The organism is Mucilaginibacter boryungensis, from assembly GCF_015221995.1.
In the GTDB taxonomy this organism is placed as follows: domain Bacteria; phylum Bacteroidota; class Bacteroidia; order Sphingobacteriales; family Sphingobacteriaceae; genus Mucilaginibacter; species Mucilaginibacter boryungensis.
This window is the reverse complement of the sequence record NZ_JADFFM010000001.1, coordinates 2156744-2171818: the sequence shown is the minus strand read 5'-3', so window position 1 is coordinate 2171818 and position 15075 is coordinate 2156744. Positions and strand designations below refer to the sequence as shown.

General features: G+C 39.7%; 14 protein-coding genes and 1 riboswitch. Of the genes, 11 read left to right on the top strand and 3 right to left on the bottom strand.

Translation table 11 applies throughout. From position 1 onward, the window contains the following. Positions 1-41 precede the first annotated feature (41 nt). The 3 genes from IRJ18_RS09040 to IRJ18_RS09030 form a co-directional block, all read right to left on the bottom strand. Entirely contained in the window at positions 42-1277 is a 1236-nt protein-coding gene (locus IRJ18_RS09040; RefSeq protein ID WP_194105856.1) for a homoserine dehydrogenase, read from the bottom strand. A 6-nt stretch (positions 1278-1283) separates the two neighbouring features. After that, positions 1284-2336 (bottom strand): homoserine O-acetyltransferase family protein, encoded by a 1053-nt coding sequence (locus tag IRJ18_RS09035; protein ID WP_194105855.1) that lies wholly within the window; start codon positions 2334-2336, stop codon positions 1284-1286. A gap of 361 nt (positions 2337-2697) precedes the next feature. Further along, positions 2698-2810, bottom strand: a riboswitch (SAM riboswitch). A 112-nt stretch (positions 2811-2922) separates the two neighbouring features. After that, the gene (locus tag IRJ18_RS09030) at positions 2923-4041 is read right to left on the bottom strand and encodes a trans-sulfuration enzyme family protein (protein WP_194105854.1); all 1119 of its coding nucleotides are present in this window, start codon (positions 4039-4041) and stop codon (positions 2923-2925) included. 57 nt (positions 4042-4098) lie between these two features. Between IRJ18_RS09030 and IRJ18_RS09025 the strand changes: the two genes are divergently transcribed. From IRJ18_RS09025 to IRJ18_RS08975, 11 genes are all read left to right on the top strand, one after another. Next, complete coding sequence (locus IRJ18_RS09025; RefSeq protein ID WP_194105853.1) at positions 4099-4521, top strand: hypothetical protein; 423 nt, start codon at positions 4099-4101, stop codon at positions 4519-4521. A gap of 60 nt (positions 4522-4581) precedes the next feature. Continuing rightward, positions 4582-5775: an aminofutalosine synthase MqnE gene (gene mqnE, locus IRJ18_RS09020; protein WP_194105852.1), complete on the top strand. Its 1194-nt coding sequence runs from the start codon at positions 4582-4584 to the stop codon at positions 5773-5775. 79 nt (positions 5776-5854) lie between these two features. Continuing rightward, positions 5855-6472 (top strand): histidine phosphatase family protein, encoded by a 618-nt coding sequence (locus IRJ18_RS09015; protein WP_194105851.1) that lies wholly within the window; start codon positions 5855-5857, stop codon positions 6470-6472. Between the two features lie 7 nt (positions 6473-6479). Beyond that, complete coding sequence (locus IRJ18_RS09010; RefSeq protein ID WP_194105850.1) at positions 6480-7226, top strand: menaquinone biosynthetic enzyme MqnA/MqnD family protein; 747 nt, start codon at positions 6480-6482, stop codon at positions 7224-7226. 229 nt (positions 7227-7455) lie between these two features. After that, positions 7456-7959, top strand: a complete 504-nt coding sequence (locus IRJ18_RS09005; protein WP_194105849.1) for a hypothetical protein — start codon at positions 7456-7458, stop codon at positions 7957-7959. 245 nt (positions 7960-8204) lie between these two features. Then, positions 8205-8402 (top strand): cold-shock protein, encoded by a 198-nt coding sequence (locus IRJ18_RS09000; protein ID WP_194105848.1) that lies wholly within the window; start codon positions 8205-8207, stop codon positions 8400-8402. 124 nt (positions 8403-8526) lie between these two features. Continuing rightward, entirely contained in the window at positions 8527-9774 is a 1248-nt protein-coding gene (locus IRJ18_RS08995) for an MFS transporter (RefSeq protein ID WP_194105847.1), read from the top strand. A gap of 99 nt (positions 9775-9873) precedes the next feature. After that, on the top strand, positions 9874-10785 hold the full coding sequence (hemF, locus tag IRJ18_RS08990; protein ID WP_194106687.1) for an oxygen-dependent coproporphyrinogen oxidase: 912 nt from the start codon (positions 9874-9876) through the stop codon (positions 10783-10785). Positions 10786-10789: 4 nt separating this feature from the next. Beyond that, positions 10790-11191, top strand: a complete 402-nt coding sequence (locus IRJ18_RS08985) for a hypothetical protein (protein ID WP_194105846.1) — start codon at positions 10790-10792, stop codon at positions 11189-11191. 166 nt (positions 11192-11357) lie between these two features. Beyond that, complete coding sequence (gene gyrA / locus IRJ18_RS08980; RefSeq protein ID WP_194105845.1) at positions 11358-13946, top strand: DNA gyrase subunit A; 2589 nt, start codon at positions 11358-11360, stop codon at positions 13944-13946. A gap of 9 nt (positions 13947-13955) precedes the next feature. Next, a complete protein-coding gene (locus tag IRJ18_RS08975; RefSeq protein WP_194105844.1) occupies positions 13956-15074 on the top strand; it encodes a tetratricopeptide repeat protein in 1119 nt (372 codons plus the stop codon). The last annotated feature ends 1 nt before the right edge of the window (position 15075 follow it).

The window sequence follows — 15075 nt, the reverse complement described above, 5'->3', positions numbered from 1 at the left end:
CCGGTAAAGGAAGCCTTTTAAGTGTTTAGCCAATAAATCTACTAAAGAACTTCAGCCGTTTGTTTTGCCGCTGTGGCTAAACTAACCCCTGTTAGCTGATTGGCAAAAGCCACAAAGGCCTTGCTATTTGATATACGGTGTTGATTATCTATCAGGTTTTGTAGGTTGATCTTCCCGGTAACAAACTTGTAATTACCTGAATAAAAGCGTTCATGAATATATTCAAACTGTAGTGCTTCAACCAGGTCGTCATCTTCATAACGCAGGTAAATATTGAGTTCTACGTTATTAGTAAACCGCAAGTCCTTTTTATTGTGCGCCTTTTTATACTCATATTGATAATCATAGCGCAAGGCTGCGATATCTGATAACACAGCGGAGCCGGTAGGATGGCCGCCGGCGCCTTTTCCATAAAAGAATTGCTGATCGGCAAAAGCCGCCTGTACGGTAACACAATTGTATTCGTAATCTACATTGTAAAGAAATTCGTGTTCATTCACAAACTTAGGTAACACAAACATAGTAACATGTTGGTCATCCAACTCTTTAGCAACAGGCACCAGTTTAATCTTCAGTTTCTTTTCCCGCGCATATTGCAAGTCGTTTGCGTGTAGGTTTTGGATACCTACATTGAGCACTTTCTCTGGTTTCACCACTACACCATAGGCGTGCGCGGCTGCTATCACCAGCTTATACTTGGCGTCAAACCCACCAACGTCAAGCGTTGGGTCAGTTTCGGCAAAACCAAGGTCCTGTGCCAGCTTAAGCGCGGTATCATAATCCATATTCTCATTATAGCCCTTTGATAGGATGTAATTAGATGAACCGTTGAATATGCCGCTGATAGAGTGCAGCAGTTCGTTATCATAATACTCCTCCAGATTACGGATTATCGGAATACTACCGCACACGGAAGCTTCGTACAATAATGATGTACCGTATTGATGTTGCAGGTCAATTAATTCCTGCAAATAAATCGCCAGCATTTTTTTACTGGCTGATACAACGTTGCGCCCGGTTTTTAAAGCGGTAGATACGATATCATATGCCGCTTCCGTATCGTTTATTAATTCAACAATCGTATTTATCTCCGGGTTATTCAATAACTCATCTTTATCGGTCGTGAAAAGCTCCGGTGGCAGGGTACGTTTCTTTGTAGGATCTTTAATGGCGATCTTAACGATCTCAATATTCAGGTTTTTAGTGCGGATAATATCGTATAAGCCCTGGCCAACAACGCCAAAGCCAAAAAGTCCAATTTTAAGTTTTTTGCTCATTGTATATTATGCGGTTTGCTGCAAGTCAATAATCTTACCTTTTACGTCGGTTTTTAAAAAAGATGAAATAATATTTGTCAGATTCTCTGTATCAATTAAAAATCCGTCGTGCCCATAAAACGAATCTATTTCAGCCAAAGCAGCCTTCGGTATTTGTCTGAACAGATATTGCTGCTCTTCGATAGGGAATAATACATCAGATTTAATGCCGATTACCAGTGTTTTAGCAGTAATAGTACTCAGAGCTCTTTCTACGCCCTGGCGGTTACGGCCCACATTATGCGAGTCCATTACTTTAGTTAAATACCAATAGCTATATGCATTAAAACGGTTAACCAATTTTTGACCCTGGTAATTCTGATAGCTGGCTGCACGGTAATTGTGTAGTTCGTCGGTTTGTTCTTGCTGGGTAACCCCGTATGTTTTATAGGTACGATAGGAGATAAGCGCAATACTACGTGCTGCTTTCAAGCCTTTGCTGCCGCCATCGGGCGTATTATTATAAAAGGTTGTATCAGCACTTAAGGCCAGGCGCTGCGATTCGTTAAAGGCAATGCCCCAGGGTGAATGACGGGCATTGGTGGCTATTAAAACCAGGTTTTTTATCCGGTTTGGCTCCATAATACTCCATTCCAAAGCCTGCTGACCGCCTAAGGAGCCTCCTAATAATACTTCAATACTATCAACCCCTAAATGATTAGCCAGTAATTGATGCGCTTTAACAATATCCCGGATTGTATAATCAGGAAATGTAAGATAGTAGGGCAGGCCGGTAGCCGGATTAACACTTAAAGGACTGGTAGTACCGTAGGTCGAACCTAAAATATTGGCGCAAACAATGTAATGTTCTTCGGGGTTAAAATAATCGTTCTCACCGAATAAACCTTTCCACCAATCCAGCACATCTGAATTAGCTGTTAGTGCGTGGCATACCCAAACTACATTATTACGTTGTTTATTTAATGTACCATAAGTATGGAAACCTATTTCAAGCTCCAGCAGTTGCTTGCCCGATTCCAGTTCAAATGGCTGTTGATATTTAAATATTTGTGTATTCATTGTTTAAAAACCGGCTATTTAGGCCTGCAACCTTTAATAACCTTACTATATCACTTATAAACTAAAAAATGGTCTTGTTAATTGAGGGTATCAGTTATTGTCTTATAACAGGAATTGGTATAGATAATTATCATGGTATGTGTTTGAATAAGTTTGTTAATGAATTGAAATAGAGTTAGATAAGCTATTGTAAGCTATGCACGTATTTTCAGTAAAAAGAAAAGGAAACGTGGTTACAGCTTAACAGCAGCAGCAACAACAAATCAGCACGCCATTATTAGTGGTATGACAGCTAAAAGACTTACGCGTTTGCGTATCTGAAAATTTGTGTTGGATGTTGTTAGTACTTTTCATGGTTGTTAATTTATAACCCCCGGTAATCCATTCACCGGGCCAGGTGTTGGCACCTTCTCCATTTTAGGAGGGTTGCCAGTGGGTCTTAGAGCCTGATCTCTCGCCACTTCTTTATAAATCAAAACCTTTTTGAAGGGATTTGACTCTAATATTTTAGTATTGCTACCAAATAATGTTGCGAATATATATTAAAAGGATATATGCTTCCAAATTAAATTTGTAAATGATACGATTATGATTGAAGTGCTGCCGACATATCTGCTATCAGGTCATCAATATGTTCTAACCCAACCGATACCCTTAACAAATTTTGTGGTGTTTTAGTATCCGGCCCTTCAACTGATGCCCGGTGTTCTATTAAACTTTCTACACCGCCTAAACTGGTGGCAATAGTGAACAAATTTAATTTCGACAACACTCTTTTCGCCTCATCGGCACCCCCTTTAACACAGAACGAAAACATAGCACCAAAGCCCAGCATTTGATTTTTAGCTATCTGGTGCTGCGGATGTGATGTTAACCCAGGATACATCACACTTTCTACATTTGGGTGTTTTTCTAAAAAATCTGTAAGTAAAGCTGCGTTATGCGCATGGCCTTTCATGCGATAAGGTAATGTTTTAAGGCTGCGCACCAGGTAATAGCAATCCATTGGCGAGGGGATAGCGCCGCCCATTTCCTGCACCTGGCGTATTTTGTCCCACCATTCGTTTTTTACGGGTGTAATTAAAGCACCCCCCATTAGATCGCTGTGGCCTCCAAAATATTTTGTAGATGAATGCATCACCAGATCAGCCCCCAGGCTTAGCGGCTGCTGAAATATAGGTGTAGCAAAAGTGTTATCACAAACAACCTTAATTGCATGTTCTCGGGCTATGGTGATTACCTTTTTAATATCGGTGACCTTGAGCAATGGATTGGATGGCGTTTCTATCCATATCAAACCGGTGTTTGGTTTAATATGCGCCCTTAATACTGCTTCATCGTTCACATCAATAAAATCAAACTCCAGTATTCCTGCAAACAGTGTTTTTATCTGGTTACGAAGGCCATGGTACATGTCATCAGGGCCTATAATGTGGGTGCCTGGTGTTAATGATTGAAATACAGCCATACCAGCTGCATTGCCCGATGAGAATGCCGCAGCCTCTACACCACCTTCTAATCTTGCCAGTACATTCTCTAATAAATGCCTGTTAGGATTTGCGGCGCGACTATAAATATAACCTTTTTCATAGCTACCATCAACTTCCCGTTCAAATGTGGTCGACATAACAATGGGTTGTATCACAGCTTTAGTAGCATCATCAATTTTATTGCCGGCATGTATGGCTATAGTTTCAATTTTCATATATTGGCGGTGTAGCGTTTTGCGGTAAAAATACGTATAGTTATAAAATAACTGATCATGAAAAATATTCTATATCTGCTAATAGCAGTAGCACTTTTAACATCGTGCATAAAAAATAGTGACGCTGATGCCACGCCGCAAATAAATGATACTTATGACATAGATAATGTTTACGGCCAATGGTTGTTAACCACTATTAATGATAAAGCAGCAGGTACCAGTATTTCACCTACAGATGAAAACCTGGTTGTTTTTAGTACGGCAGGGACGGTAAAATATTATACTAATTCAGCCTTAACCTCTCAGGATACTTTTACTATCATTCAGGGTAAAAGCATTTATACTATAGAAAGAACTTATCAATTATCTTACGGTAGCACAACCTTAAAAAGATCCGTCCTGATAGCAAAGAAAGACACCCTTTTATTAGCCGATGAAGTAGCAAATGGCAAATCTTATTTGTATACGCACCATAAATAGTTACATCTGTATGATATTCTGAAGCGTCAAAAACGTATTTTTGCCTGAAAGAATATACGGATGCAAAGTGAGCAAAACTTACAACTATTATTGCAGTCTCAGCACTTATCTGCCGAATTAAAACATATTGCTAAGAAGGTACTTGTTGGTGAACGAATTACCTTTGATGAAGGTGTAATTTTGTTTGAAACAGGAGAATTAGGTTACCTGGGTATTTTAGCTAATTATATCCGCGAACAAAAGCATGGTGCTAAAACTTACTTTAACCGAAATTTCCATATCGAACCTACTAATCTTTGTGTTTACGATTGTAAGTTCTGTTCTTATTCACGTCTGATCAAAGAACGATCTGAAGGGTGGGAGTATACCATGGACGATATGCTTAACATCGTGAAGAAGTATGATACCGAATCGGTTACTGAGGTGCATATTGTCGGTGGGGTTTTACCACAATATGATGTGCCATTTTATATGGAATTATTTAACCGGATTAAAGCCCATCGCCCCGATTTGCATGTGAAAGCATTGACACCTGTAGAATATCATTATATATTTAAAAAAGCCAAGCTTGATTATGCTACCGGCATGCGCATGATGAAGGAAGCCGGGTTGGAAAGTATGCCGGGTGGTGGCGCCGAAATATTTCATCCGGAAATACGCGACCAGATTGCTAAAGATAAATGTACAGCCGACCAATGGCTTCAGATACACGAGGAGTGGCACAAATTAGGTATGCGATCAAACGCTACCATGCTTTATGGGCATATCGAGGCGTACAAACATCGCATAGACCATATGGAGCGCTTGCGACAGTTACAAGATAAAACAGGTGGGTTCCAAACATTTATTCCATTAAAGTTCCGTAATAAGGATAACCAGATGTCGCACATTGCCGAATCGTCTGTTATAGAAGATCTGCGGAATTATGCTATTTCTCGCATTTATCTGGATAATTTTGACCATGTGAAAGCTTACTGGGCAATGATCAGTCGTACTACCGCTCAACTTTCTTTGAATTTTGGTGTTGATGATATAGATGGTACACTTGATGATACTACCAAAATTTACAGTATGGCAGGTGCAGAGGAACAACATCCGGGTATGAGCACCCGTGAATTGGTGGAACTGATAAAACAGGCGGGCCGTCACCCGATTGAAAGGGATACTTTATATAATGTGGTTACAGACTATAATGAATATGAGTTCCCCGAGCAGGCAAAACCGCAATTTTATAAATTGCCGGTAGTTAATTAGTCACTGGTCATCGGTCATTAGTGGTTTTCCAATACTTATTGACCGAATAGCTAAACTAATGATAAATGACTAATAACAAATGACAAAAATTTTATATATAGTTCGCCATGGCCAAACAGACCTTAATAAACAAGGGATTGTACAGGGCAGGGGAATGGATACAGACTTAAATGCTGAAGGCAGGCTACAGGCCGATTTGTTCTACAGAGCTTATAAGGACATACCTTTTGATAAAATATATATATCCGAATTAAAGCGTACCCAGCAAAGCGTTCAGCAGTTTATTGATTCGGGTATTCCTTATGAAAAATTATCCGGACTGGATGAGTTGGCCTGGGGAATATATGAAGGTAAACCAAGCACACCGGAAACCAAAGCGGCGTTTTTACAGGTAATGCGTAAATGGACAGCCGGCGAACTGGATATTAAATTTGAGAATGGTGAAAGCCCAAATGAGGTGCAGTCCCGCCAAAAGCAAGCCCTGGAAACAATATTAAGCCACCCGGATGAAAAAAATGTGCTGATATGTATGCATGGCAGGGCAATGCGTTTATTCCTTTGTTTATTAACCGGGCAGCCATTAACCAAAATGGAAGATTTCCCACACCAAAACCTTGTGCTGTATAAAGTTGCTTACGAAGGAGAAAAATTCGAGATCGTTGACTTTAATAATTCTATTCATTTAAAAAATCATTAACCACCCGGTGGATAAAATAAAAATATCGGCGGTTAGCTATACTAACACGCAACCCTTTATATATGGTCTTCACCATACTAATATTATTAATAAAATTGATCTGAGCCTGGATATCCCGGCCGATTGTGCCCAAAAACTAATAGATAATACAGTTGATATTGGGCTAATCCCTGTTGCGGCAGTTATTAATTTGCCTTATTGGGAAATTGTATCCGATTATTGCATTGGTGCAGACGGACCGGTTAATTCGGTATTTATATTTAGTAATTGCGAAATACACCAAGTTAAAACCTTGCAGTTAGATCCCGAATCCCGTTCATCAAATAACCTTGCGCGGGTATTGCTTAAAAATTATTGGCAGATAAAGCCTGATATGGTAGTCAACGCACCTGACTATTCACTATCAACCGATCTGAATACTGCATTTGTACAGATAGGCGACCGTACTTTTGGGAAAAAAGATAAATATAAGTATGCTTACGATCTGGCTGAAATATGGAAAATATTTACAGGCCTTCCATTTGTATTTGCTGCCTGGATAGCAAATAAAAGCATACCGCAGCAATTTATGGACGAGTTTAACCAATCCCTTAAAGTTGGTTTGGATAACCGCGACAATGTTATTGCCGAATTACCCGCACTCAACGATTTTGACTTTAACGACTATCTAATGCATAAATTAGATTTCAGCCTAACCGAAAATAAAATAAAAGCGCTGCATCTTTTTATTGATTACATAAAAAAGCTTAATTGATTGCCGAATTGTTAAGCTTTTGTAAGTTTAGACTACATATTCGCAAATGGCGATTTATGTTGGCTTAATATCAATTAGGATATTGTAAAAAACACACTAAGTTATTCCGCCTAATTTTAACATTTTAATAAAAAGGTATCTTTATTATGAAATTTTCATAAAAATTAAATTTTGTTTGCCAAAACGTCAATATTGCTGTATTTTTGTTTCGGATTTAAAATTTAAGACTATGAAAAAATTATTATTCGCAGCGTTATTCGCTGCCACGTTTAGCCTAACTGCAGTAGCTGCAGATGGTGGCAAAAAGTATGATGATTCTAAAAGTATATCATACTATGTATTGAACCAGTTCAACGCCGATTTTAGCGATGCCGAAAACGTTGTTTGGACAGTTACTCCAACTACGCAAAAAGCCGACTTTACTGTTGACGGAGTTAAAAAAACAGCTTTTTACAGCTTAAACGGTGCCTACCTTGGTTTAACCGAACAGGTTGCTTACAAGCAAATCCCTGCATCTGCTAAAAAAGAAATTGCCGATACCTACAAAGATTATACAGTAGGCCAGGTAATTAAATATGAAACACCTGAGCAGGATTCAGCAATCTACTTAAACAATGCTATCACTCAATCAGAAACTGTTGACTATTTTGTTGACCTGAAAAAAGGTGATAGTGAAGTTTTAGTAAGGGTATCAGCGCGCGGAAGTGTTTACTTCTTTAGGCAAATCAAGTAATTATAATTAACTATTAAACCAAGCCCTGCATATTGCAGGGCTTTTTTTGTTTTACTATTAGGTGTTTAAGCATAATTTCTGATATTAAATATTGCTAAAAACAAAATATTTGTTTTTTTTACAATAAATTTATATGTTTGGATAACAGGATTTTAATTAATTCCTTGCTGATAATTACACTGTTTATTTTTCAGTCTGGTTTTTATGCAATTCTTTAATAACATATTAATACGCTAATTATAATTATGAAAACTGGAAAAGTAAAATGGTTTAACACACAAAAAGGCTTCGGTTTTATCATTACCGAAGAAGGTAAAGACCTTTTTGTGCACTTTAAAGATGTATTGGGTGGTGTAAACGCTATCAAAGACAATGATAACGTTGAATACGAGGTGGAAGAAGGCAGAAAAGGGTTACAGGCGGTAAAAGTGAAAAAGGTATAATCTAATACTTCGTAATAGGAAATTGAACCTCCTGCTTTTAACGCGGAGGTTTTTTTGTGCAAAAAATTTCTCTCGTGCCTATAATTCCTTACTTTAGGCTACCAAACATATTCCTATTTATACTATGACTAATATTACCACCCAACGTGCCAATATCAATATGTTGTTCCTGGTGCTGGTAGCCTCGTTAGGTTACTTCGTTGATATTTATGATCTGTTGATATTTTCCATCGTCAGGGTTAAAAGCCTTACCGAAATTGGTGTACCCGTTACCGAAATAAAAACACAGGGGACCTTTATCATCAATGTGCAAATGTTTGGGCTGTTACTTGGTGGTATTTTATGGGGTATTATCGGCGATAAGCTTGGTCGTATAAAAGTGTTGTTCGGCTCTATTCTTTTATATTCTATTGCCAACTTTTTAAACAGCTATGTGCACAGCGTAAATATGTATGCAGTTGTACGCTTTTTTGCGGGTATAGGTTTAGCAGGTGAATTAGGAGCAGGAATAACATTGGTTAGTGAAACCATGAGCAAGGAGAAACGCGGCTATGGCACAATGATAGTGGCAATTGTAGGATTATTTGGTGCCGTGCTGGCTAATATTGTGGCCAAAGATTACGGCTGGCAAAATGCATACCGGGTAGGCGGTGTTTTAGGTATTGTACTATTGGCGCTACGCATGGGTACTTTTGAATCGGGTATGTTTAAAAATGCCGAAAAATCAAATGTATCGCGCGGGAACTTCCTGATGTTGTTTAATGATAGAAAGCGATTTTTAAAATACTTATACTGTATACTTATAGGCGCCCCGTTGTGGTATGTAGTAGGGGTGCTGGTTACTTTATCCCCCGAATTTGGTAAAGCCTTGGGTGCTAAAGAAGTTTTAAATGCCGGTGATGGGGTGTTATATACCTATATTGGTATATCAGTAGGCGACTTATTTGCCGGTTTATTGGCACAACTTACTAAATCGCGCAGATTGACCATGCTGATTTTCTTATTATTATCTGTGATTACCGTAGTTATTTATCTAAGTTCAAAAGGTATAACTGCCAGTCAATTTACCTGGATATGTTTTTTTATGGGTTGCAGTGTGGGCTACTGGGCAACCTTCGTTACTATTGCTTCCGAGCAATTTGGGACCAATTTACGCGCCACGGTTACTACAACGGTACCCAACTTTGTCCGTGGTGCGTTAATTCCTATAAACGCTTTATTTGGTCTTTTCACGGCGCATTATGGTATGATTAGTAGTGGTTATATTATGATGGGGTTATTAACCATTGTTGCCTTATTCTCTTTAAGTCAACTAAAAGAAACCTTTGGTAAAGATTTGAACTATATGGAAGGCGACGTTACGCCGGTTTAGTATTCGCCTTACTGATCATTCACTTTGCTGTTATTGGGATATGCAACAATTGAACTTCAAATGACCAATGACTATTGACTAATGACTAATTTAGCCGCGATGGTTACCAAAGAACAGATCACCGAAGATTACAAACAGATACAGGACGAGATTTGCGCCGCGCTTGAACAGTTAGATGGCCAGGCAGGCTTTGAAGAAGAAATATGGGAACGCGATGGGGGTGGCGGCGGCCGTACCCGGGTTATTCAAAACGGAAATATTTTTGAAAAAGGTGGCGTGAATTTCTCAGCCGTTCACGGCGAACTGCCCGATGTAATGATGAAGGCTTTAAAGGTAGAACAAAATGATTTTTTTGCTACCGGTATTTCCATTGTAATACATCCTAATCATCCGCTGGTGCCCATCATCCACATGAATATCAGGTATTTTGAAATGCCATCTACTTTTAGCGATGGGCAGCAACCTGTGCGTTGGTTTGGCGGCGGGATAGATCTGACTCCACATTATGTTTTTGATGAAGATGCCCGGTATTTTCACCAGCAGCTAAAAAATGTGTGCGATCAATATAATGCCGGCTTCTATCCGCGTTTTAAGCAATGGGCGGATGATTACTTTTATATTAAGCACCGGCAGGAGACACGTGGAATTGGCGGTATATTTTATGATAAACTGGTTGCTACCGATGATTTAAGCTGGAGCGATATTTTTGAATTCTCCAAATCACTTGGCCGTTCATTCGCCCCAATTTATACTGAACTGGTAAATCGTAATTGTAATAAAGCTTTTACCCCGGAACAACAGGAATGGCAATACCTTCGCCGTAGTCGCTATGCGGAATTTAACCTTGTTTATGACGCGGGAACTAAATTTGGTCTAGAAACCAACGGCCGTATTGAATCTATCCTGATGAGCTTACCCCCAACGGCTAAATGGTTATATAACTTTCAGCCCGAAGCCGGTAGCGAAGAAGCTAAAACCCTCTCTTTATTAAAAAAAGGGATCAACTGGTAATGCCATGCTCCAAAAAACAATAGTCGCTTTACTGATAACTATTCTTTGTTCTTCGTTTGTACAAACACCAGATAATTTAAAGGGTACTTACGAATTTAAAGGTGGTATATACAATGGGAAAAAGGAAGGTGCGCCTGTTGATTATACATTACAACGAAAGTATCAGGCTGATAAGTTTGATGCTTTTTTATTAGAAAAAGGGGAGAAGCCCCAAAAATATCAATCGGGTAAATATCAATTAAAACCCGACTCGTGTTTTGAAACAGAAACTTATAGTGCACAGCCATCGCAACTTACCGGTATTACGCTAAAATACCATTATACATTTCGTAATGACACACTTGTTTTTCAGGGTATTTTACCCACAGGAATGGTGGTTGAAGAGTACTGGAAAAAGGTAAAATAAAGTGTGGATAAATAATAGCCCAAAATGGCGTTTTTTATGTGTAAAACGGCCAATATGTTAGTAAAAAAATGTGGGGCTAAAGTTAAAATTCCTATCTTCGCAGGTCGCTTTGAAAAACAAAAAACTATAAACCTTTTATAGCGCAATATTCTATTAATTAATTAAGATGGCTGAAGATACAGAAAACGAAAATTCGCACAAAGAAGACAGAATAATTCCAATAAATATTGATGAAGAAATGCGATCGGCCTACATTGATTATTCAATGTCGGTTATCGTATCAAGGGCGCTTCCTGACGTGCGCGACGGATTGAAGCCGGTACACAGGCGCGTGCTTTATGGCATGCTTGATCTGGGCCTGAATAATAACAAACCTTATAAAAAATCGGCCCGTATTGTGGGTGAGGTGCTGGGTAAGTATCACCCGCACGGTGATACCTCTGTTTACGATGCCATGGTACGTATGGCCCAGGATTGGAGCTTACGTTATCCTTTTGTTGAGGGCCAGGGTAACTATGGATCTATCGACGGTGACCAGCCAGCGGCCATGAGGTATACCGAAGCAAGGCTTCAGAAAATTGCTGAAGAAATGCTGGCGGATATCAACAAGGATACCATTGACTTTCAACTTAACTTTGACGACTCGTTAGAGGAGCCAACCGTATTGCCGGCAAAAATCCCTAACCTGCTGGTTAACGGAGCGTCAGGTATTGCGGTGGGTATGGCCACAAACATGGCCCCACATAACTTAACCGAGGTAATTAATGCCACTTTAGCTTTAATTGACGACCGCAATATTGAGGTTACCGAGTTAATGAAGCATATTAAAGGCCCTGATTTCCCTACAGGCGGTATCATCTACGGTTACGAAGGTGCTAAAGATGCTTTCCTGACCGGTCGCGGCCGTATAGTTATACGTGCACGTGCTGAAATTGAAACTTTCGGTAATGACCGCGAGCGCATTGTAGTAACTGAAATACCTTACCAGATCAATAAATCGCTGATGATCGAACGTACAGCTGAACTGGTAAACGAAAAGAAAATTGAAGGTATATCTTCTATCAGCGATCAGTCCAACCGCGAAGGTATCCGTGTGGTTTATGAGATAAAACGCGAAGCAAACGCGCTTATCGTACTAAACAACCTGTATAAATATACCGCGTTGCAAACATCGTTCAGTATTAACAACATTGCACTGGTGCATGGCCGACCAATGTTACTGAACCTGAAAGACCTGATCCATCACTTTGTTGAGCACAGGCATGAGGTAGTTATCCGTCGCACCAAATATGAATTAGCCGAAGCTGAAAAGCGCGCGCACATTTTGGAAGGTTTGCTGATAGCGCTTGACCATCTGGACGAAGTTATCGCGCTGATACGCGGTTCAAACACTCCGGAAGAAGCCCGTGATGGTTTGATGAGCAAATTCGGTTTGTCCGAAATACAGGCACGTGCTATTTTGGATATGACCTTACGCAGGTTAACCGGTCTGGAGCGTGATAAGATCAAAGATGAATATGCCGCTTTAATGGAGCAGATCAACTACTTGAAATCTATCCTGGCTGATGAAGGCTTGCGCTACCAGATCATTAAAGATGAGCTGACTGAAATACGCGATAAATATGGCGATGAACGTAAAACCGAAATGGTTCACTCATCGGCAGAAATGAATACGGAAGACTTTATCGAAGATGAGAATGTGGTTATTACCATATCCCGTGAAGGTTATATCAAACGTACTTCATTAACTGAATACCGCAGGCAGGGCCGTGGTGGTAAAGGATCGTTAGGCAGTAACAGCCGCGATGAGGACTTTATTGAACACCTGTTCATCGCATCAAACCACAACTACATGCTGTTCTTTACCGAAGCAGGCCGCTGTTTCTGGTTGAGGGTATTTGAAATACCGGAAGGTACACGTACGTCTAAGGGCCGTGCCATTCAGAACATCATCAACATTCCGAAAGAAGAAAAAATTAAAGCATACATCAAACTGACATCGTTAAAAGACCAGGAATACCTGGAAAACAACTTTATCATTATGTGTACTGCTAAAGGCACCATTAAGAAAACTTCGCTGGAAGCTTATTCACGTCCGCGTGCCAATGGTATCAACGCAATCAATATAAACGAAGGCGATACGCTGCTTGAAGCGAATTTGACCAGCGGTAGCAGCGAGATTGTAATGGCGCTTAAATCAGGTCGTGCCATCCGCTTTAACGAGTCAACCGTTCGCCCTATGGGGCGTACCGCAACAGGTGTGCGTGGTATTACTTTAGATAGCGAAAATGACGAAGTAGTAGGTATGATCAGTATTGATAACCCTGATACAACCGTACTGGTAGTTTCAGAAAAAGGTTATGGCAAACGTACCGATATTGATGACTACCGCGTTACTAATCGTGGTGGTAAAGGTGTTAAAACTATCAGTGTAACTGAAAAAACCGGCAAACTTGTTGCCATAAAAGGTGTTACTGATGATGAAGATCTGATGATCATCAATAAATCGGGTATCATTATCCGTATCGCGGTAAGCGAATTACGGACAATGGGCCGCGCCACACAAGGTGTTAGATTAATAACATTGAAAGGCGATGATGAAATTGCATCGGTAGCAAAAATTGAGCACGAAGAGGAAGAGGTTGAAGCACAGGAAGGCGAAGCAACTGAAGGTGTAAATCCTGAAGGTAACGCCACCGAAGGGGGAGAGGCACCCGGCACGGAGTCAACTGAACCGCCTGCCGACGAAGAATAAAATATATCTATGAACAGCCGTAAAATAATTTTTTCGGTAGCTTTTTTACTGTTTACTTCATCTTTTGCCTTCTGCCAGTCGGAAGTGTTGAAAGGTGTGGTAAACAGTTTAGCTTATTATAAAAAGCAAAACGATCTTAAATATCTTGGCAACGCTAAGAAAACGGTCGATAGCCTGATCAGAACCAAATCAGATTCATCCGACCTTGAAAAAAATGTGTACAAGGCTTTGGTTTATTCCAGCATTGTTTATACCGATTCGCTCAATAAGCTAAACCAACCAGCAGGGTTTTTTTTACAAACCACCCAATTGGTTGATGATCTTTCCAAAAGAAAAAAAATATACAAATACCAGGCGGAAATGAGCTATTCGCGCAGGTGCCTGGGTAACGCTTATTTGCGGCATGGTTTCCAGCAAATGCACATATCCGATTATAGCAACGCGTTGCAATCGTTTAAAAAAGCGCAGACCTACGCACCTTCATTCAGGGAAATTAACGCTTACATTGCTTATGCTAATAATAAATTGGGTAATGTGCAAGAAGCAGCAAAGTATTACAACATTCTTTTAAGCACAGATACTATCCGAAGTGAGTACATTGATGCAGCTGCAAATACCTACAAAATGATAGGGGATACGGCGAAAGCGCTGCAATTACTACAAAAGGGGAGGAAACTTTTGCCTAACGACAAATCCTTTTTGCTGGAAGAGGCCAATATCTATAACAATAATAAAAACTATAATGCATTAGCGCCATTATTACCGCAGTTGCTTGATGATAATCCAAATAATGCTGATATTGCGTTTATAGCTGCAAATTGCTATGACCATCTAAACCATTATGATAAAGCCGAGTCACTTTATTTACGGGCTATAGAATTGAACGGTGCATCGTACGACCCGGTATTTAATTTGGGCTTGTTATATTGTAAAATAAGTGAACGAAAAAAAGGCATTAATTCAGCTAAGGATTTATCCCGCGCAAAACTATGGCTTGAAAAAGCAAATGAAATATCGCCGAATGATACGAAGTGCTTACATTTATTGCAATTAGTATATGGCAAAGAAGGAAACAACGATCAATTAGATAGGATAAATAATAAATTAAAACAGCTAACCAATCAATAAA